At 34.6% G+C, this 20,296-nt stretch carries 20 protein-coding genes; 11 read left to right on the forward strand and 9 right to left on the reverse strand.

Annotated elements, in window-relative coordinates:
* Positions 1–7: 7 nt before the first annotated feature.
* Positions 8–394, reverse strand: coding sequence for an RNA-binding S4 domain-containing protein (locus UH7x_RS15035; protein WP_482360739.1), 387 nt, complete (start codon positions 392–394; stop codon positions 8–10).
* A gap of 78 nt (positions 395–472) precedes the next feature.
* On the opposite strand from UH7x_RS15035, the gene UH7x_RS15040 reads away from it, so the two are divergent.
* On the forward strand, positions 473–1,402 hold the full coding sequence (locus UH7x_RS15040) for an FKBP-type peptidyl-prolyl cis-trans isomerase (RefSeq protein WP_482360740.1): 930 nt from the start codon (positions 473–475) through the stop codon (positions 1,400–1,402).
* Positions 1,403–1,475: 73 nt separating this feature from the next.
* Here UH7x_RS15040 and UH7x_RS15045 read toward each other — a convergent pair whose 3' ends face one another.
* The 3 genes from UH7x_RS15045 to UH7x_RS15055 form a co-directional block, all read right to left on the reverse strand.
* A complete protein-coding gene (locus tag UH7x_RS15045) occupies positions 1,476–2,072 on the reverse strand; it encodes an outer membrane beta-barrel protein (protein ID WP_482360741.1) in 597 nt (198 codons plus the stop codon).
* Between the two features lie 140 nt (positions 2,073–2,212).
* Positions 2,213–3,166 (reverse strand): transketolase family protein, encoded by a 954-nt coding sequence (locus UH7x_RS15050; RefSeq protein WP_482360742.1) that lies wholly within the window; start codon positions 3,164–3,166, stop codon positions 2,213–2,215.
* 77 nt (positions 3,167–3,243) lie between these two features.
* Positions 3,244–4,089: a transketolase gene (locus tag UH7x_RS15055; protein ID WP_482360743.1), complete on the reverse strand. Its 846-nt coding sequence runs from the start codon at positions 4,087–4,089 to the stop codon at positions 3,244–3,246.
* Positions 4,090–4,246: 157 nt separating this feature from the next.
* On the opposite strand from UH7x_RS15055, the gene tgt reads away from it, so the two are divergent.
* From tgt to UH7x_RS15085, 6 genes are all read left to right on the forward strand, one after another.
* A complete protein-coding gene (gene tgt, locus UH7x_RS15060) occupies positions 4,247–5,377 on the forward strand; it encodes a tRNA guanosine(34) transglycosylase Tgt (RefSeq protein ID WP_482360744.1) in 1,131 nt (376 codons plus the stop codon).
* A gap of 1 nt (position 5,378) precedes the next feature.
* On the forward strand, positions 5,379–6,458 hold the full coding sequence (locus UH7x_RS15065; RefSeq protein ID WP_482360745.1) for an LptF/LptG family permease: 1,080 nt from the start codon (positions 5,379–5,381) through the stop codon (positions 6,456–6,458).
* 3 nt (positions 6,459–6,461) lie between these two features.
* On the forward strand, positions 6,462–7,367 hold the full coding sequence (locus UH7x_RS15070) for a DMT family transporter (protein WP_482360746.1): 906 nt from the start codon (positions 6,462–6,464) through the stop codon (positions 7,365–7,367).
* 46 nt (positions 7,368–7,413) lie between these two features.
* Positions 7,414–8,367, forward strand: coding sequence for an acetyl-CoA carboxylase carboxyltransferase subunit alpha (locus UH7x_RS15075; protein ID WP_482360747.1), 954 nt, complete (start codon positions 7,414–7,416; stop codon positions 8,365–8,367).
* A 156-nt stretch (positions 8,368–8,523) separates the two neighbouring features.
* Complete coding sequence (gene dnaB, locus UH7x_RS15080; protein ID WP_482360748.1) at positions 8,524–10,068, forward strand: replicative DNA helicase; 1,545 nt, start codon at positions 8,524–8,526, stop codon at positions 10,066–10,068.
* A gap of 121 nt (positions 10,069–10,189) precedes the next feature.
* Positions 10,190–11,449 carry an asparagine synthetase B gene (locus UH7x_RS15085; RefSeq protein ID WP_482360749.1) on the forward strand — a complete coding sequence of 420 codons (1,260 nt, stop codon included), beginning with the start codon at positions 10,190–10,192 and terminating at the stop codon, positions 11,447–11,449.
* Here the strand turns inward: UH7x_RS15085 and UH7x_RS15090 are convergent.
* Positions 11,446–12,243, reverse strand: a complete 798-nt coding sequence (locus UH7x_RS15090; RefSeq protein ID WP_482360750.1) for an HAD family hydrolase — start codon at positions 12,241–12,243, stop codon at positions 11,446–11,448. The genes UH7x_RS15085 and UH7x_RS15090 overlap by 4 nt on opposite strands.
* Before the next feature lie 219 nt (positions 12,244–12,462).
* On the opposite strand from UH7x_RS15090, the gene UH7x_RS15095 reads away from it, so the two are divergent.
* Genes UH7x_RS15095 through UH7x_RS15110 form a run of 4 tightly spaced genes read left to right on the forward strand, consistent with a single transcriptional unit; the run spans position 12,463 to position 16,870 of the window.
* Positions 12,463–13,359, forward strand: coding sequence for a GLPGLI family protein (locus tag UH7x_RS15095; protein WP_482360751.1), 897 nt, complete (start codon positions 12,463–12,465; stop codon positions 13,357–13,359).
* Positions 13,360–13,397: 38 nt separating this feature from the next.
* Positions 13,398–16,091 (forward strand): carboxypeptidase-like regulatory domain-containing protein, encoded by a 2,694-nt coding sequence (locus tag UH7x_RS15100; protein WP_482360752.1) that lies wholly within the window; start codon positions 13,398–13,400, stop codon positions 16,089–16,091.
* A 49-nt stretch (positions 16,092–16,140) separates the two neighbouring features.
* A complete protein-coding gene (locus UH7x_RS15105) occupies positions 16,141–16,563 on the forward strand; it encodes a secondary thiamine-phosphate synthase enzyme YjbQ (protein WP_482360753.1) in 423 nt (140 codons plus the stop codon).
* A gap of 34 nt (positions 16,564–16,597) precedes the next feature.
* On the forward strand, positions 16,598–16,870 hold the full coding sequence (locus UH7x_RS15110) for an EF-hand domain-containing protein (protein ID WP_482360754.1): 273 nt from the start codon (positions 16,598–16,600) through the stop codon (positions 16,868–16,870).
* 52 nt (positions 16,871–16,922) lie between these two features.
* Here UH7x_RS15110 and rplT read toward each other — a convergent pair whose 3' ends face one another.
* The 4 genes from rplT to thrS all read right to left on the reverse strand — a co-directional run bounded on the left by rplT (position 16,923) and on the right by thrS (position 20,173).
* Entirely contained in the window at positions 16,923–17,267 is a 345-nt protein-coding gene (gene rplT, locus UH7x_RS15115) for a 50S ribosomal protein L20 (protein WP_482360755.1), read from the reverse strand.
* Between the two features lie 92 nt (positions 17,268–17,359).
* Positions 17,360–17,557, reverse strand: a complete 198-nt coding sequence (rpmI, locus tag UH7x_RS15120) for a 50S ribosomal protein L35 (protein WP_482360756.1) — start codon at positions 17,555–17,557, stop codon at positions 17,360–17,362.
* A gap of 96 nt (positions 17,558–17,653) precedes the next feature.
* Positions 17,654–18,136 carry a translation initiation factor IF-3 gene (gene infC / locus UH7x_RS15125; protein WP_482363617.1) on the reverse strand — a complete coding sequence of 161 codons (483 nt, stop codon included), beginning with the start codon at positions 18,134–18,136 and terminating at the stop codon, positions 17,654–17,656.
* 99 nt (positions 18,137–18,235) lie between these two features.
* The gene (gene thrS, locus UH7x_RS15130; RefSeq protein ID WP_482360757.1) at positions 18,236–20,173 is read right to left on the reverse strand and encodes a threonine--tRNA ligase; all 1,938 of its coding nucleotides are present in this window, start codon (positions 20,171–20,173) and stop codon (positions 18,236–18,238) included.
* Between the last annotated feature and the right edge of the window lie 123 nt (positions 20,174–20,296).

A 20,296-nucleotide genomic window follows, 5' to 3' on the forward strand; every position in this document is an offset into this window, starting at 1 on the left:
AGCCAGTTTATTCTTCACTGTTTTCATCTTCTGTATTGGTATAGTTGTCTATATCTCTACGATCTTTTTTAGTGGGTCTACCGGCTCCTTGTTTACGATAATGTTCCTTAGCATGTCTTAAAAGTTCTGCATGCTCAAATGCTTCTATAGGGGTAGTGTCTTTTCGATAGATATCAACCAATTTGGCACCAACACGACTTTTTGGAATGTCTACAACTACCAATTGATAGTCAATTTGATTTTTGCGAACAATAACTTCATCCATAGGATACACTTCTCGTGCAGGTTTTACAATCTGCCCTTTGATTTTTATATGTCCTTTTTTACAGGCCTCAGTAGCTTGATTTCGCGTTTTAAAATAGCGAGTACACCATAAGTATTTATCAATGCGCATAAGTTGTTACAATTCTTTGTTAAGGGTTCAACGAAAATAGTGGAAAATTGTATCTTGCGCCCTGTAAAAAAGAAAAGCATGCAATTGAAAAGAATCTTTTATCTTTTAATACTATTAATAAGCATAGTATCCTGTAATAATGACGACGACGAGACAGTTACTACTATACCTGTGCAAACCCTGTCTGAAACCATTGTTACCGATGAAGCAGCCATACAAGCATATTTAAATACTCATTTTTATAATTATGAAGAATTTGCTAATCCGACTGAGGATTTTAATTATAAAATAGTAATTGATACAATTGTGGGTGATAATGCATCCAAAACACCTTTAGCCGATTTTGTAGAAACTACAACCATAGCTGTAGAAGTTACTGAAGAAGAAGGTTTAATTGATCATACATTGTATTTTTTAGTTGCTAGAGAAGGGGTAGGAGAGAATCCTACTATTGGAGATAACGCATTTGTAACCTATGAGGGTTCGTTGTTAGATAACACTGTTTTCGATTCAGGTACTACACCTACAGTATTTAACCTTTCGGGAGTTGTTCGCGGTTTTGGTAATGGGGTTACTAAATTAAAATCTGGTACAGGACCGATAGAAAATGGAGATGGTACCGTTAGTTATGAAGATTATGGTATTGGAATGGTTATTATGCCATCTGCATTAGGATACTATAGTTCTTCAACGTCTGCGTTAATTCCTTCATATAGTCCGTTAATATTTAAAATTGATTTATTGTCATTTTTACCTGATACAGATTCTGATGAAGATGGAATACCCAACATTGAAGAAGATTTGGATGGTGATGGTAACTTAAATAATGACAACACTGATGCTGATTTAGAAGTTTCCTTTTTTATTGCTAATTATAATGATGCAGATGACGATGGAGATGGTGATTCTACTTTAGAAGAGATTTCAGATGAAAATGGTAATATTATTAAGCCATATCCTGATACTGATGGTGATGGTACACCAGACTATCTAGATGCTGATAGTTAGGCTATTGAAAATAGAACATAAAAAAAGCCCACATAATTTAAATTTATGAGGGCTTTTTTTATGGGGTAAAACTTTAGAATTTAATTGATGCACTTAGAACCAATTGGTCGGGTCGTGTGTCTACGCGACTATTCGGTAATGCAGCAATATTTGTATTGATGAATTTAGCTTCATTTTCACTAAAACCTCGTTCGTACCGAAGGTCTATACCTAATTTTCCAAGATTTACTCCGGCGCCAATTTGTAGACCAACACTGAAGTCACTATCAATTTCTTCGATACTAATACCTTCAAATTCTGAATCTAAGATGTATTGAAAAGCAGGACCAGCAAAAACATTTAACGGGCCAATAACTTTTACGCCAACTAACATGGGTGCATCCAATCTAGTGATGTCTAATGCCTCATCGCCGTAATCAGATTGTGTTTTGGTATACACTAATTCAGGTCTAAAAAAGAATCGGTTTCCAATTTTACCAAAGACACCTACATGGTATCCAATATTCTTGTCTGGGTCTTTCGCGGCTGCTTCTGCAGATTCAAAGTAATTACCATTGCCGCCATAATTAAGGCCACCAGTAATTCCAAATCCAGAACCGCTTTGTGCAAATACTGTTGTGCTTAAAAACGCAAAAACAGCTACTAGTAGGGTTGTTCGTAGTACTTTCATTTGTTCCATTTTTAATGTTCCACTTAAAACGGTCAAATGTAACTCGCCAAAAATAAGCTTAGATTTAAAAACTTCTAATTAGCCCATTGCATAATGATCTCGTTTTTAATACTACAACAGTATCAAAAACGATACCATTGTTATTTTCTTTTCAATACTTTTAAAACGGCTTTCTCAATTGCTTTATTGTTGAGACCATATTTCTCCATAAGTTGCGCAGGAGTACCACTTTCACCAAAAGTATCTTGTGTAGCAACAAATTCTTGCGGTGTAGGATGCTGAGTAGCAAGCACTCTTGCAATACTTTCTCCAAGGCCTCCCAGATAATTATGTTCTTCGGCAGTAACAACACAACCAGTTTTTTTAACAGACTTTAACACGGCTTCTTTATCGAGTGGTTTAATAGTATGGATGTTAATTACCTCCGCAGAAATTCCTTGTTTCTCTAAGTTTTCCGCAGCAATTAAAGATTCCCATACTAAATGACCTGTAGCAATAATTGTAACATCGCTACCTTCGCTTAGCATGAGTGCTTTACCGATTTCAAATTTTTGATCTACAGGAGTAAAATTGGCAACTTTTGGTCTACCAAATCTCAAATACACAGGCCCTTCGTATTCAGCAATTGCTAAAGTAGCTGCTTTTGTTTGGTTAAAATCACAAGGATTAATAACCACCATGCCTGGTAACATTTTCATCATTCCGATATCTTCAAGAATCTGGTGTGTAGCACCATCTTCACCTAAAGTTATACCTGCATGTGATGCACAGATTTTCACATTTTTACCCGAATAAGCAATCGATTGACGTATTTGGTCATAAACTCGACCTGTAGAGAAATTTGCAAAAGTACCTGTAAATGGTATTTTCCCACCGATAGTAAGTCCGGCCGCAATTCCCATCATATTAGCTTCAGCAATTCCGATTTGAAAAAAACGCTCTGGGTTTTCATCAATAAAAGGTTGAATTTTTAATGATCCTACCAAATCGGCACAAAGAGCCACCACATTAGGGTTCGTTCTTCCTAATTCGGTCATAGCTGCACCATATCCGCTTCTTGTGTCGTTTTTGCCTTGGTCTACGTATTTTGTCATTATAGTTTTGTTTCATTCTTGTGTAAACAAGAATCTTTTAATCTTAATCTTTTTAATTACAGCTTTTGGACTTAGGCCTAATAGTCTCCTAAGGTAGCTGGGTTTTGGCCTAAAGCATTTTCTAACTGTTCATCGCTAGGTGCTTTACCATGCCAGGCATGCGTGTACATCATAAAATCTACACCATTACCCATTATTGTATGTAATAACACACAAACTGGTTTTCCTTTACCAGTTCTACTTTTTGCTTCTTGCATACCTTTTAGAATTGCTTCTAAATTGTTTCCTTCTTCTATATCTAAAACATCCCAACCAAAAGCTTCAAACTTTGCTCTTATATCTCCCATTGGCAATACATCGTCCGTAGAGCCGTCTATTTGTTGGCCGTTTAAGTCGATAGTAGCGATAAGATTATCTACCTTTTTTCCTGCGGCATACATAATTGCTTCCCAGTTCTGACCTTCTTGCAATTCTCCATCACCATGTAGACTATACACCAAATTTGAATCGTTGTTCAGCTTTTTAGCTTGAGCAGCACCGATAGCAACAGACATACCCTGACCTAATGATCCAGATGCAATACGTACGCCAGGCAATCCTTCGTGCGTAGTTGGGTGCCCTTGCAGTCTAGAATTTATCAATCTAAATGTGCTAAGTTCTTCTACAGGAAAATATCCTCTTCTAGCCAATACACTGTAAAAAACGGGTGATATATGTCCGTTTGATAAAAAGAAAAGGTCTTCGCCTATTCCATCCATATCAAAACCTTCTTTAAGCTCCATAACTTCATTGTAGAGCGCCACCATAAACTCTGTACAACCTAATGAACCCCCAGGATGACCTGAATTTACCTTATGTACCATCCGAAGAATATCTCTTCTTACTTGCACTACTAAATCTTGTAATTCTTGCACTGCTGCCATTTCAATATTTTTTCGACATCAAAAATAGGTAATCTTTAGTGGTTACACCCCATGAAAAATGCAATTTATTAACAGTTATTTTCGAAAATAACTTTATTTTTTTCTTAAGGATTTTGTGCAGTACAGTTGATTATCTTTGCCGATTGAAACTGAACTTTTGAAATTTACTTTAGAACATACAGATCCAAAGAGTAAAGCGAGAGCTACAACTCTTATTACAGACCACGGAAAAATTGAAACTCCAATTTTTATGCCGGTTGGCACAGTAGCTACTGTTAAAGGGGTACACCAACGTGAATTACGTGAAGATATTAATCCTGATATTATATTGGGTAATACCTATCATTTATTTCTCAGACCCAAAATTGATATTATTAAACAAGCTGGAGGCTTGCATAAATTTATGGGTTGGGACCGAAATATTCTAACAGATAGTGGTGGCTATCAAGTATATTCGCTTTCAGCCAATAGAAAGATAAAGGAAGAAGGTGTAAAGTTTAAATCACATATTGATGGTTCTTTACACACATTCACTCCAGAAAATGTTATGGAAATTCAGCGTGTTATTGGTGCTGATATTATTATGGCTTTTGATGAGTGTACACCTTATCCATGCGATTATAATTATGCTAAGCGCTCGATGCATATGACCCATAGGTGGTTGGATCGTTGTATAAATCATTTACAAAAGACACCTTTTGAATATGATTATGAGCAAACATTTTTTCCAATAGTTCAGGGCTCAACTTATAAAGACTTACGTAGACAATCTGCGGAGTATATTGCAAATGCTGGAGCAGAAGGTAACGCCATTGGCGGATTGTCAGTAGGGGAGCCAGCGGATGAAATGTATGCAATGACTGAAGTTGTTTGCGAAATTTTACCTGAAGATAAGCCGAGATATTTGATGGGTGTAGGTACGCCTATAAATATATTAGAAAATATTGCGTTGGGAATAGATATGTTCGATTGTGTTATGCCAACAAGAAATGCGCGTAACGGAATGTTGTTTACCGCACATGGAACCATCAATATAAAGAACAAAAAGTGGGAAGATGATTTTTCTCCTATTGATGAAATGGGCATTACATATGTAGATACAGATTATTCCAAAGCATATTTACGACATTTGTTTGCCGCCAATGAATATTTAGGAGGGCAAATAGCAACCGTTCACAACCTAGGATTTTATATGTGGTTGGTTCGTGAAGCTAGAAAACATATTTTAGTGGGAGATTTTGCCGAATGGAAAAACAAAATGGTCAAACAAATGGACAAACGACTCTAATTTGACAATTCTTGATAAGTACATATTAAAACGTTACTTACTCACCTTTGCGGTGATGATTTTGCTATTCATTCCAATTAGTATTATGGCGCATTTAGCCGAGCAAATTGGTAAAATGCAAGATAATGAAGCACCGTTAAATGAGATTATTGAGTACTTCGGAAACTTTACTATATATATAGGTAGTCAATTATTACCAATATTCTTATTTCTTTCTATAATTTTCTTTACTTCTAAATTAGCATCCAATACAGAAATTGTGGCTATTCTTAGTTCAGGTGTTTCTTATGGCAGGTTCTTAAGACCGTACTTAATGGGAGCTTCTATTGTAGCTTCGCTAATGTTTGTAATGAGTATGTATTTAGTACCTAAAGCCAGTCTTGGTTTTAATGAATTTAAATATAAATATCTAAAGCGAGGTGGTGCAGACAGAGTCACTGACAACATTTTTAATCAACTGAATAAGAGTGATTTTATCTACGTAAGTAGTTTTGACCCAGCTAGGCAAATTGGTTATAATTTTACATTTGAACGCTTTGATGAAGAAAATAATTTAAAATTTAAAATGGCGGCCGCCAATATTAGATGGGTAGAAAAAGATAGTGTATACCGACTAACATCATTTAAACAACGAACTATAGTTGATGGTGTCGAAATTTTAGAATCTAAAAGAAGATTGGATACCATTTTCCCATTTAAGATTAATGACCTTACACCAGTTTCATATGTTGCCGAAACTAAGAACCTTGTTGAACTAAATAAGTTTATTAAAGATCAAAGAGAAAAAGGAGCATCAAATATTAACAGATATGTATTGGTGAAGTACAAACGATGGGCGTTGCCAATCTCCGCTTTTATTCTAACCGTAATTGCAGTTGCGGTTTCATCTGTTAAACGACGTGGTGGTATGGGAATAAATTTAGCCTTTGGTATTTTTGTGGCTTTTATATTTATATTCTTCGATCGGGTTTTTGGGACGCTGGCCGAACAATCGGGGCTTGCGCCCATTGTAGCTGTTGTCGTTCCAAATGCTTTCTTTGGAATTCTTGCTTTCTATTTGCTACAAAGAGCGAAACGATAATTTATGCAGACTGGCTCCAAAGCAAAATACTTCGTACAATTACACCTCTTAATTTTCATTTTTGGTTTTACAGCAATTTTAGGAAAATTAATTTCTATAGATGCACTCCCTTTAGTTTGGTACCGAATGTTACTGGCAACAATATTTGTGAGTATTTTTATTTTTTTAAGTAAAATCAAATTCAAGGTAAATAAGAATAGAATACCAACATTACTTTTAGCAGGTATAGCCCTAAGTTTACATTGGGTAACTTTTTTTGAAGCGATTAAAATATCCAATATATCCATTGCACTTATTACAATGTCTACCGGTGCCTTTTTAGGTTCTTTAATAGAACCTTTATGGTATAGACGAAAAATTATTTGGTATGAAGTAGTATTCGGATTAATTATAATTATGGGACTTTATATCATATTTAATATGGAGACCCAATATTACCAAGGTATTTTAATGGGATTGTTGTCTTCTTTTTTGAATGTGATTTTTACGATGATTAATGGTAAATTAATTCAAGAACAAAAACCTTCAATCATTGGTTTTTATGAGATGGGAATAGGAACCTTGTTTTTAACATGCTACCTTTTTTACGATGGTAGTTTTACATCTAATTTCTTTAATGTATCTTTTAATGATGCTGTATATTTGGTGATTTTAGCTTCCGTTTGTACAGCTTATGCTTTTATCGCATTAGTTAAAACAATGCGTTTTATAAGTCCGTATACAATTCTATTAAGCCTTAATCTAGAACCTGTTTATGGTATTATTTTAGCTTTAATTATATTTGGCGAAAGCGAGCATATGCGTCCTACATTTTATATAGGAGCGATAATTATTTTAGGTATTATAGTAGTAAATGGCGTACTTAAGAATCGAAATAATATAAAGATTAAGAGCGGCAAGGTCAATTAAACTAAAATTCTATCTTTGTCATCACGAACAAACCGATTAAAGCAATATGGAATATTTGGATTTTGAGTTACCAATTAAGGAACTTGAAGAGCAGTTAGAGAAATGCGCAATTATTGGCGAAGAAAGTGACGTTGATGTTACTGAGACTTGCAAGCAGATAGAAAAAAAGCTACATGATACCCGTAAAGATATTTACAAGAATCTAACGGCTTGGCAAAGGGTTCAATTATCTAGACACCCAAACAGACCTTACACTTTAGATTATATTAATGCTATTTGTGGGGACTCATTTTTAGAAATGTTTGGCGACCGTACTGTTAAAGATGACAAAGCGATGATTGGTGGTCTTGGTAAAATTGGCGATCAAAGTTTTATGTTTATTGGTCAACAAAAAGGGTATAACACAAAGACCAGACAATACCGAAATTTCGGTATGGCCAATCCTGAAGGATATAGAAAAGCTTTACGATTAATGCGTTCTGCTGAAAAATTTGGTGTACCTGTAGTTGCTTTCATTGATACACCTGGTGCTTATCCTGGTATAGAAGCTGAAGAACGCGGACAAGGAGAAGCAATTGCAAGAAACATTTTAGAAATGACACGCCTAAAAGTGCCTATTATTTGTATTGTAATTGGTGAAGGAGCTTCTGGTGGCGCGTTAGGAATTGGTGTTGGTGATAGAATATTAATGTTAGAGAATGCATGGTATTCTGTTATCTCTCCTGAGAATTGTTCTTCTATATTATGGAGAAGTTGGGAGTATAAAGAACAGGCAGCAGAGGCACTTAAACTTACGGCTAACGATAGTAAAAAACTTAAAGTAATCGATGAGATTATTAAAGAGCCAGTAGGTGGCGCACATAGCAATCGTGAAAAAACTTTTGATACGGTGAAAAATAAAATTACATCAACTTTTGAAGTCTTAAAAAAGTTATCACCAAAAGAGCTGGTTGACCAACGAATGAAAAAGTACAGTGAGATGGGCGTTTTTAACGGCTAATCTTCGAATCTATCAAGCTTAAAAAAACCGAAGAATTTTTTCTTCGGTTTTTTTTTGGATATCAACATAAAATACTAACTTATTAACAACGAAATGTTGATCAATGGTTAACAAGACTAAAAGTTAACTAAAGGTTAATTCTATACTTTCGCAACTATGGAGAAAACAAACCCCCTTATCGGTCGTAAGATTGACAAGTCTACAATCATAAGCCTCGAAAGAGGTAAAATACCACCTCAATCAGTTGATTTAGAGGAGGTTGTGTTAGGTGCTATGATGATTGATAAGAAAGGGGTAGATGAAGTAATAGATATCCTACATAAAGATGCTTTTTATAAAGAAGCACATAGCCATATCTTTGAAGCAATCTTTAAATTATTTCAAGAATCGCAACCTGTCGACTTATTAACGGTTTCTAGTCAGTTAAAGAAAGATGGGCTTCTAGATGTTTCTGGAGGGGATTTTTATCTAATAAAACTAACGCAGAAAGTAGCTTCTTCAGCGCATATAGAGTTTCATGCGCGTATAATTCTACAGAAATATATTCAAAGACAACTGATAAAAATATCTAACGAAATTATTCAGGAAGCTTATGATGAAAGCACCGATGTTTTTGATTTATTAGATAATGCAGAATCTAAGTTATACGATGTTACTCAAGGTAACTTAAAGCAACCAGCTGAAACTGCTCAAAACTTGGTAATACAAGCTAAGAAACGTATTGAGGAGATTGCAAATAAGGAAGGTTTAAGTGGTATACCTACAGGTTTTGATAAAGTAGATAAGTTAACTTCTGGTTGGCAGCCAAGTGATTTAATTATTGTTGCTGCTCGACCTGGTATGGGTAAAACAGCATTAACACTTTCCATGGCTCGTAACATGGCTGTTAACAATAATATTCCTGTTGCATTTTTCTCTTGCGAGATGTCATCTGTACAATTAATAACACGTTTAATTTCATCAGAAACAGGTTTGTCTTCAGAAAAACTAAGAACTGGTAAATTAGAGAAACATGAGTGGGAGCAATTAAATGTAAAGGTAAAATCTTTAGAAAAAGCGCCATTATTTATTGATGACACACCATCATTATCAATTTTTGACCTTAGAGCGAAAGCACGACGTTTGGCTTCGCAACATGGTATTAAATTGATAATTATTGATTACTTACAATTAATGACAGCGGGTGGTAGCCATGGCGGTAACCGTGAACAAGAAATTTCTACAATTTCGAGGAACTTAAAAGCCTTAGCTAAAGAATTGAATGTCCCTGTAATTGCTTTATCGCAGTTATCGCGTGCTGTGGAGACACGTGGGGGTAGTAAAAGACCTTTGCTTTCTGACCTTAGGGAATCTGGTGCGATTGAACAAGATGCAGATATTGTATCTTTTATTTATAGACCAGAATACTACAAAATTGATGAGTGGGATGATGAAGAACGTACACCAACGCAAGGTCAGGCGGAGTTTATTGTTGCCAAACATCGTAATGGTGGTTTAGAAAATATACGTTTGAAGTTTATTGGTAACCTCGGTAAATTCGATAACCTCGATGATTTTGATTCACCTTTTGAGTTTCAATCTAAAATGAATGATGGCGATGAAAACCCTTTTAATGCGAGACAACTTCCGTCGGCTGATGATGTTTTTGGAAGCAGTATGAATGATGGACCTGACGAAGATGTAGGCGAGGTTCCTTTTTAAAACTACAAAATCGAATATTTTTCTAGTTAAAACTATCTTAGATTATCTTATCGTTTTTAAGGCTTTAAAACATTAGTTGTAACTTTATGGTAGAAACAATTTCTATTTTGTTTTTTAGTCTATGAAGAAATTACTTTTCGTTTTTGTTTTACTTGTTACTACAAATGTAATGGCATCCAATATTTTAATTCCAATGGATGCTGAAAGTCAAAAAGACCATCTAAAAGCATACGGTATAACCTATTGGGTATTAACCAAACAACAAAAGGTACAATGGTTATTAAATTATAGAGGTGGTTCTTTCTTATTGCCAGATGGAGATAACATTCGAAAAGAATGTAAAATTAGGGGCGTTTCTTTCGAAATAATTTCTGATGGACAGGCTCAAAATATTTTAAATGAAATTGCAAGTCCTTCACAAAATAAAGAGGCTGTTATATTAGAGAAAGCACCAAAAATAGCTGTGTATTCTCCTGATGGTAATCAACCTTGGGATGATGCCGTTACCATGGTTTTGACTTATGCAGAGATTCCTTATGAGACTATATATGACAAAGAAGTTTTAGATGATAATCTAGCTATTTACGATTGGTTACATCTGCATCATGAAGATTTTACAGGGCAATACGGTAAGTTTTACGGTGCCTATAGAGCTGCTCCTTGGTATATTGAGGGCAAGCAAAATGCTGAGAAACTTGCAAAAGAATTAGGCTATGAAAAGGTTTCCGAGGAAAAGAGAGCCGTGGCATTAAAGATTAGGAATTATGTTATAGGTGGCGGTTTTATGTTTGCAATGTGTTCTGCAACAGATAGTTTTGATATTGCATTAGCTGCAGCAGGAGTTGATATTTGTGAACCAATGTTTGACGGTGACCCCTCAGATGCAAATTACCAAAGTAAGCTTGATTTTACGAATACTTTTGCATTCACCAATTTTACTTTAGAACGAAATCCTGTTAAATATGAATTCTCGAGTATAGATATGACATCCAAAAGAGGAGGTATTCCAAAAGAATCTGATTATTTTACATTGATGGATTTCTCAGCAAAGTGGGATCCGGTACCTACCATGCTATGTCAAAATCACACATCATTGGTAAAAGCATTTATGGGCCAAACAACAGCTTTTACAAGAGATGAAGTAAAGCCCACAGTTTTGGTTTTAGGAGAAAATAAATTAAACGGTGAAGCGCGTTATATTCATGGTATAAAAGGAAAGGGCTTTTTTACATTTTATGGTGGACACGATCCAGAAGATTACCAACATAGAGTAGGGGATCCCAAAACAGAGTTAGAACTGCATCCAACATCACCAGGATATCGACTTATTCTAAATAACGTTTTGTTTCCAGCAGCGCGTAAGAAAAAACAGAAGACCTAGGCTTTTAGTAATTTCTCCAAAATGCGTTCAACACCAAAATCATCATTATTGCTGGTAGCATAATTAGCCGCTTTTTTAACATTCGGATGTGCATTTTCCATAGCAAAACTGAAGTCTGCTAGCGCCAACATTTCAAGATCGTTATTAAAATCTCCAAAAACCATTGTTTCAGCTGGCGTAATATTGTATTGCTTTTGAATTAAATCCAATGCAAAACCTTTATTAGCATTTGGACTAGAAATATCGACCCAATTTTCGCCAGACACCTTTACTTTTAAAGCACCTTCTAAATGTTTTACAGATGGATAAATATGTTTTTCGGAGCTTTCGAAATGATAAATTGCGATTTTAATTATCTCACCATCATGTTCTTTTAGGTCTTCTAAAATGGTGAATTCGGTGTAATACTCCTTTAGTTTGTTAACAAATTCAGGAGATGAATTTGTTAGATATGCACTGGTTTTACTGCATAGTACGGGATGTACATTGGGGACGTTTTCTAAAACTTTAAGAATTTTATTTTTGGAAGTATTAGTCATAGGAGTTGACAAAATCTCGATGTTATTCTTCATTGCGAAACCGCCATTTTCTGCAATAACAATAATCTCATTTTTTATAGAGTACAGTTTGTCTACGATGCTATTGTATTGCCTTCCGCTTGCCGCAATAAAAAGAATGTCCTTTTGCTTAAGGCCCTGGTAAAGTTCAAAGAATCGGTCGCTAACTTCGTGATTAGAATTCAATAAGGTGCCATCCATATCCGTAACAACCAACTTTACTTTCGATAAATCCATACAATGTATTTTTAAAGTTGCAAAGGTATTTTATAAAGCTTTAAAAGTAGTACTGTATCAGATATAATGTTTTAAGGAATGTGAAGGTTGTTCTTCTTTTTAAAGATTTAAATACTAAAAAACTGACTTTAATTAAATATTAACAAAAAAGAATGGGAGTAGCATTAAACCAAATGAGTTCCTGAAGGTCTAATAATTAAATATAAACTTCCATTAGAAATGAGAAAACTTATACTTTCAATACTCACTGTTCTGCTTATTGTTACAACTACACATGCACAAGATTTTCAGGGAAAAGCAATATATCAAACTAAAACTTCATTAGGTGAATTCAGAGGTCCACCAGATATGCCTGAAGCACAGCGAAAGCGAATTATGGAGCGTATGAAAAAAGCTTCAGAGAAAACTTTTGAACTTACTTTCGATAAATCTACTGCGACATATATTAAAGAAGAAGTACTAGAAACTCCTAGCACAGATGGTGGTGGTCGTGGCGGGCGGTTTCGTTTTGGTTCGGCTGGAGATGGCAAGTTATATAAGAGCATTCAAGATAAAACCTATGCCAAAGAAGCTGAAATGTTTGGGAAGATGTTTTTGATAAAAGATGAACTTCCGACCTTTAATTGGGTAATGGGTACAGAAACGAAAAAAATTGGCAATTACACATGTTATCAGGCAACCACAGTAATTGCGAAAGATACTGCAAGTATTGAAAGTCAGTTTGAAAAAAGAAGAAAAGAACGAGATAGGGAACGAAATAAGGAAAGAGGAACGGATAAAGCAGAAAAGTCAGACGACAATATATTAAATGCTGTCGAAGCTAAGGAGGAAATAATTACCGCTTGGTTTACGCCAGAAATACCCATTAGTAATGGGCCAGGAGAGTATTGGGGGTTACCAGGACTTATTTTAGAAGTTACCTCTGAAAAAACAGCTATTCTTTGTACAAAAATAGTTCTTAACTCAGATGATAAAACGGCTATTACAGCACCAAAAAAGGGCAAGGAAATAAACCAATCTGATTATGATGCGCTACTGTTAAAGAAAATGGATGAAATGTCTGAGCGATTTAGAGGAGGTAATCGTGGTGGTAGACCAGGTGGGCGCGGAAATTGAGTATTCAATATTATCCAGAATTTATAATTTCAATTTAAATGAGAAATATTCATCGATTAAGAATCTTGGTGTTGCCTGTGTTTTTAGCTCTATATACACTTGCTTCGGCTCAAAATATAACAATAACAGGCACTGTTAAAGATAGTCTTGGAACTGCATTGGAAATGGCTAATGTGGTGGCTGTAAATTCTGAAACTAAAGGACTTGATGGTTTTGGAATTACCAATCAGAATGGTGAGTACAAAATTAATGTAAAAGAGAATTCAAGTTATAACTTAAAGTTTAGTTTTTTGGGGTTTCAACCAAAGGAATTATTACTTGAAGTAGGTGGAGCTGATTTACAGCGCAATGTTGTTTTATTTGAACAAACTGAAAGTTTAGATGAGGTTGAGGTAGTTTACGAAATGCCAGTTACAATAAAAGGAGATACTATTGTTTATGATACGGATGCTTTTTCAACAGGAACCGAGAAAAAACTAGAAGATGTTTTAAAGAATTTACCGGGAGTGGAGATTAATGATGATGGTGAGATAGAAGTAGAGGGTAAAACTGTCTCTAAAGTTATGGTTAACGGGAAAGATTTTTTCGATGGTGACTCTAAACTTGCTGCAAAAAATATTCCGGCTAACGCATTAGATAAGGTAGAGGTTTTACGAAATTTTAATGATGTTTCTCAACTTAAAGGAGTTACCAATAATCAAGATAATGTAGCCCTAAATATTAAATTAAAGGAAGGGAAAGAACGTTTTTGGTTTGGTGAAATAACGGGTGGTGTCGGATTAGATGAACGATACTTAGCACACCCTAAGCTTTTTTATTACAGTCCAAAATATAGCATTAATATACTTACCGATTTTAATAATATAGGAGAGCTTCCATTTACTTCTCGCGATTATCGAAATTTTACAGGAGGTTTTAGAAGTAGAACGGGGAATACTGGCACTAATTTTTCTGTAGGGGATGGTGGCTTAGGGCTGTCTCAACTGCAAAATAATAAAGCGGAAGAAATTAGTTCTAAGTTTGGAGCAGTAAGTTTTAGTTATGCACCGAGTCCTTCTTTAGATTTAAGTGGTTTCGCAATCTATTCATATAACAACACTACTTTAGAAACGCTAACGAGCAGGACGTTTATCAGCACAAACCAGAATGAAGTTACAACAACAAATACTAATCAAACATCTAGTTTAGGTTTGTTAAAGCTTAGTGCGGGATATAATCCCAATGAAAAATTACATGCAGAATATGATATTTTGGCAAAGTTTTCTGACGAAGACGAAGACGTAAATACACTATCCGTTGCAGATGTTACGGATCAAATATTTCAGAATAAAGAGCAAACGCCTTCGAGCATAAAGCAAAATGCAAACTTCTATTATACGGTTGATGAGAAGAATATTTTAGCGTTAGAAGCCGAATATTTATATCAAAACGAGGATCCATTTTATAATGCTATTCGTGAAATTCAGCCTTTTACAAGTGTATTGCCTTTAGATACATCGGTATCAGCATTTAATATAAATCAAAATCGTAAAATTAAAACCAATTTATTGGTTTTAAAAGGGGATTACTATTATATAACAGGTCCAAAGAGTAATCTAAATTTTACCTTAGGAACTACTCAAAGCAATCAACAATTTAATTCTTCCATATTTCAGATATTAAATGATACTTCAGAATTGGCCTTTTCGGATACCGATTTGGTGAATGATGTTGATTATACATTTTCTGATGTATACGCTGGAGTACACTACAAAGTTATAGCTGGAAAGTTTACAATAAACCCTGGTATATTGGCTCATAGTTATAAAGCTATCAATACACAATTGGGTACCGAAATTACTGACGATATGGTAAATATTGTGCCGGATTTATTTATAAATTATCAATTTAAACAATCCGAGAATTTACGATTTAATTATAATGTAACACGGCAATTTTCTGATATAGATAAATTCGCAAGTGCTTATATTTTCAACAATTACAACTCTTTATATCAAGGAAATAGAGATTTAGAAAGTGCTTTGTTTCACAATTTGTCTTTAAATTTTTACAGCTTTAATATGTTTAGTATGCAAAATATTTTTGCAAATATCACCTACAACAAACGTGTGGATGCCTTCAAAAATAATAGTACTATAACAGGAATTAATCAAGTAGGAAGTACAATTAATTCCAATCTTGAAGATGAAATATTGAGTGGTAGCGGTAATTTTCAACGAACTTTTGGTAAGATAAAAGTGAGCACAAGGGCGGCCCTATCGTATTCTAAATTAAACAATATTGTAAATAGTGATGCTAGAATTTCTGAATCATTTACTCAGAATTATAGAGCCTCACTAGGAAGTAGTTTTAAAAATGCACCGAATTTAGAAATAGGATATAAATATGCCATAAACGACTATGGTAATGGGGGAGTGGCTTCTACATTTTATACTAATACACCTTATGCAGAGTTTGATGCTGCTTTTTTGAAGAGTTTTATATTTTTAGCAGATTTTAATTATTACCATTATCAAGATAAAGCTGATACTGTTGATAATGAATATGCATTTTTAAATTCTAGTTTAACGTATCAAAAAAAGGATAGCAAGTGGGAGTATGCAATAGAGCTTACTAATCTTTTAAATACGAATGAACTTAACCAAGATAGTTTTAACGAGTTGTTTTTTAGCACATCTAGCTATGTTGTTCAGCCCAGGTATGTTATGTTAAAAGTTAAATACAACCTTTAGATTTATACATTCCCTTTCTGTAGCAGAATATATTTTGTAATTTTTCAATATGAAATTTTATCAAAATGAAATAAGACTACCGGCATATAAGCGAGGTTTTCATTTAATTACGCACCTAGTTTTAAAAGAACTCCCAGAATTAAAGGGTATTAGTTTAGGAATGTTCCAAGTTTTTATAAAACATACTTCTGCAAGTTTAACAATAAATGAAAATGCGGATTCCACAGTGCGAGCAGACTTTGAAAGTCATATGAATGTTATGGTTCCAGAAAATGCGCCCTATTACTTACATAACTATGAGGGTTCTGATGATATGCCGGCGCATATAAAATCATCGCTAATGGGAGCTTCTGTTCAAATACCGATTACCAATGGTAAATTAAATTTAGGCATTTGGCAAGGAATTTATTTGTGTGAGCATAGAGATAATGCTTCCGGTCGGAACATAGTTATATCAGCATTCGGCTTATAAATTCTTAATCTTAATCAAAATAATAAACAACAAAATGGCAACAAAGGAATCGATTTTAAATAAAATACAAATTTTAATTACAAATAAATTTGACACTTCTGAAGAGGCTTTTGCTTTTTTTGATGCCGATAGTGATGGTAAATTGAAAAAAGGTGAGATAGTACAATTATTAAAAGAAGCAGAAATAAATGGATTTATACGCGGTTTAGTAGGTTCAAAACTTATTGAAGGCTATGATAATACAGGTGATGAATTAATTGATTGGCAAGAATTTAAATCTGCTATTGATAAAATAGATGTTGCATAAAAAAAAGGCTCTGTATTTACAGAGCCTTTCTTATAAGTGAGATAATTTGTATTTATTTTACTTTTTCTACAACTGCCTTAAAGGCTTCTGGGTGATTCATAGCTAAATCGGCAAGAACTTTTCTGTTCAATTCAATTCCGTTAGCTTTTACTTTTCCCATAAATTGTGAGTAAGACATTCCATGTAATCTGGCACCCGCATTAATACGAGTAATCCATAAAGCACGGAAAGTACGTTTTTTATTTCTTCTATCGCGGTAAGCATAAAGCATTGCTTTTTCTACTGCGTTTTTGGCTACCGTCCATACGTTTTTACGTCTTCCGAAATAACCTTTGGCTTGCTTCATTACCTTTTTTCTTCTGGCTCTTGAAGCTACTGCATTTACTGATCTTGGCATAATTTTTAATTTTTTGTAGTAGGCGGTACATTTAAATGTACACTTTTAATTGCCCAACTCCAGGGTTTATATTTATTTACCGGTTCGAAAAATTACTTTAAACGTAATTGTTCTTTAATACTGTTAACATCTGAATCGTGCACAAGTGCGGAGTGTGTTAACGCAAGCTTACGCTTTTTAGATTTCTTTGTCAAAATGTGACTCTTAAAGGCGTGCTTTCTTTTAATTTTACCAGAACCTGTTAGCTTAAAACGCTTTTTGGCACTAGATTTTGTTTTCTGTTTAGGCATTTTCTCCTATTTAATTATTAATCTCACTTATCATGCTAAACGCTGCTCACCAAAGTAAGCAGCGTTTAGTATATTGTAGTACGAACTAAGTTCGTCTTATTTCTTTGTTTTAGGTGCAATGAACATTGTCATTCTCTTACCTTCTAACTTCGGCATTTGCTCTACTTTTCCAAGCTCTTCTAATTCTGAAGCCAGACGTAATAACAAAATTTCACCTTGATCTTTATAAACTATTGATCGTCCTTTGAAAAAGACATATGCTTTTAATTTAGCACCATCTTTTAAGAACTTCTCAGCATGTTTCTTTTTAAACTCGTAATCATGATCGTCAGTATTCGGACCAAACCGAATTTCTTTGACCACTACTTTACTAGCTTTAGCCTTCATCACCTTTTCGCGTTTCTTCTGTTCGTAAAGAAATTTTTTGTAATCAATTATCTTACAAACAGGAGGCTTCGCCTTAGGCGAAATCTCAACTAAGTCCAATTCCATTTCTATTGAAAGGTCAAGGGCTTTGCGAATAGGGTAAACGCCTACTTCTACATTGTCACCTACCAAGCGAACTTCTGGTGACAATATTTTCTCATTAATGTTATGCGGGTTTTTATTTTCCCGCCTAGGTTGGGGCCTAAATCTCCTACGTATTGCTATGACTTATACTTTTTAGTTAAACTTAATTTAAAACGACTTTAAGGTACTATTTATTTCGCTAGTTACCAAGTCCTCAAACTCGTTAAGTGTTATGGAGCCTAAATCTTCACCTCCGTGTTTTCGCACAGATATAGTATTTTCAGCCTCTTCATTCTCCCCGACGATTAGCATAAATGGAACCTTTTGCATTTCGGCTTCCCGAATTTTTTTACCAACGGTCTCATTTCTACTATCTATGAGGGCGCGAATTTCGCTATTTTCTAAGGATTTTAAAACTTTTTCGGCATATTTTTCATGTTTCTCACTTACAGGCAGAACAATTGCTTGTTCAGGGATTAACCACAGCGGGAAATTACCACCTGTATGTTCTAGTAAAAGAGCGATAAAACGCTCCATACTTCCAAAAGGTGCACGATGTATCATTACAGGCCTATGTAATTCATTATCAGACCCTTTGTATGTTAAATCGAAGCGTTCAGGTAGGTTGTAATCCACTTGAATTGTACCTAATTGCCATTTTCGACCTAGTGCATCTTTCACCATAAAATCTAATTTAGGGCCATAAAAGGCAGCTTCGCCAGTTTCAATAACATAATCCAGGCCTTTCTCTTTAGCCGCATTTATTATCGCATTTTCCGCTTTTTCCCAATTTTCAACAGATCCAATATATTTTTCTGGGGTATTTAAATCTCTAATTGACACTTGAGCAGTAAAGTTTTCAAAACCTAATGAACCTAAAACATAAAGTGATAAATCAATTACATTTTTAAATTCTTGGTCTAATTGATCTGCGGTACAAAAAATATGCGCATCATCTTGAGTAAACCCACGAACTCTAGTTAAACCATGTAATTCACCACTTTGCTCATATCTATAAACGGTGCCAAATTCAGCAAATCTTTTAGGTAAATCTTTATAGGAATGGGGTTTGAAATTATATACTTCACAGTGGTGAGGGCAATTCATAGGTTTCAACAAAAATTCCTCATCCATTTTCGGAGTTTTTATTGGCTGAAAACTATCTTCACCATATTTCGCATAATGACCTGATGTAACGTAAAGTTCTTTTTGGCCTATATGAGGTGTAACCACCATTTCATATCCTGCCTTTTTCTGAGCTTTTTTTAAGAAATCCTCTAATCTTTCTCTCAAAGCTGCTCCCTTAGGTAGCCAAAGTGGTAAACCTTGACCTACTTTCTGCGAAAAAGTAAAAAGTTCTAATTCTTTTCCTAGTTTTCTATGATCTCGCTTTTTGGCCTCTTCAAGAAGGTGAAGGTATTCGGTAAGCTCTTTTTGTTTAGGAAAAGAAATGCCATAAACACGAGTTAACTGTTTTTCATTCTCATCGCCTTTGTAATAGGCTCCAGCAACACTTAAAATTTTAACAGCCTTAACAATTCCGGTATTAGGAATATGTCCACCTCTACATAAATCAGTAAAAGTACTATGGTCACAAAATGTAATAGTACCATCTTCAAGGTTACTTATTAAATCAACCTTATATTGGTTTTTCCCAGCATAGTAAGACAATGCTTCTTGTTTGCTTACTTCGCGCATTTTAAAATCATGTTTTTCGCGAGCAATCTGCAACATTTTATCCTCTATGGACTTAAAATCTTTTTCAGAAAGTGTTTCATCACCAAGGTCTACATCGTAATAAAATCCATTTTCTATAGCCGGGCCTACCCATAATTTTACATTTGGATAAAGTTCTTCTAAAGCCTGAGCTAAAATATGTGCAGATGAGTGCCAAAAAGCTTTCTTACCTTCATTAGAACTCCAGGTATAAAGTACAAGCGACCCATCACTTTCCAGTGGAGTAGTGGTTTCCACAATAGTATCGTCAAATTTCGCAGAGATAACATTTCTTGCTAATCCTTCACTAATACTTCTTGCAACATCAAAAGGTGTAACACCTTTATCGTATTCTTTTATACTTCCGTCTGGTAATGTAATTTTAATCATATTCTAATTCTCAAAATAAGATGGCAAAGATAATGAACTCAAGCCTACTAATATATACTTAAGGCGCTACTTTTTAGATGGTAACTATGATTTAATAATTTTTAGATTTAATGCAATCCGGTG

It is taken from the genome of Aurantibacter sp. UH7 (assembly GCF_056839165.1).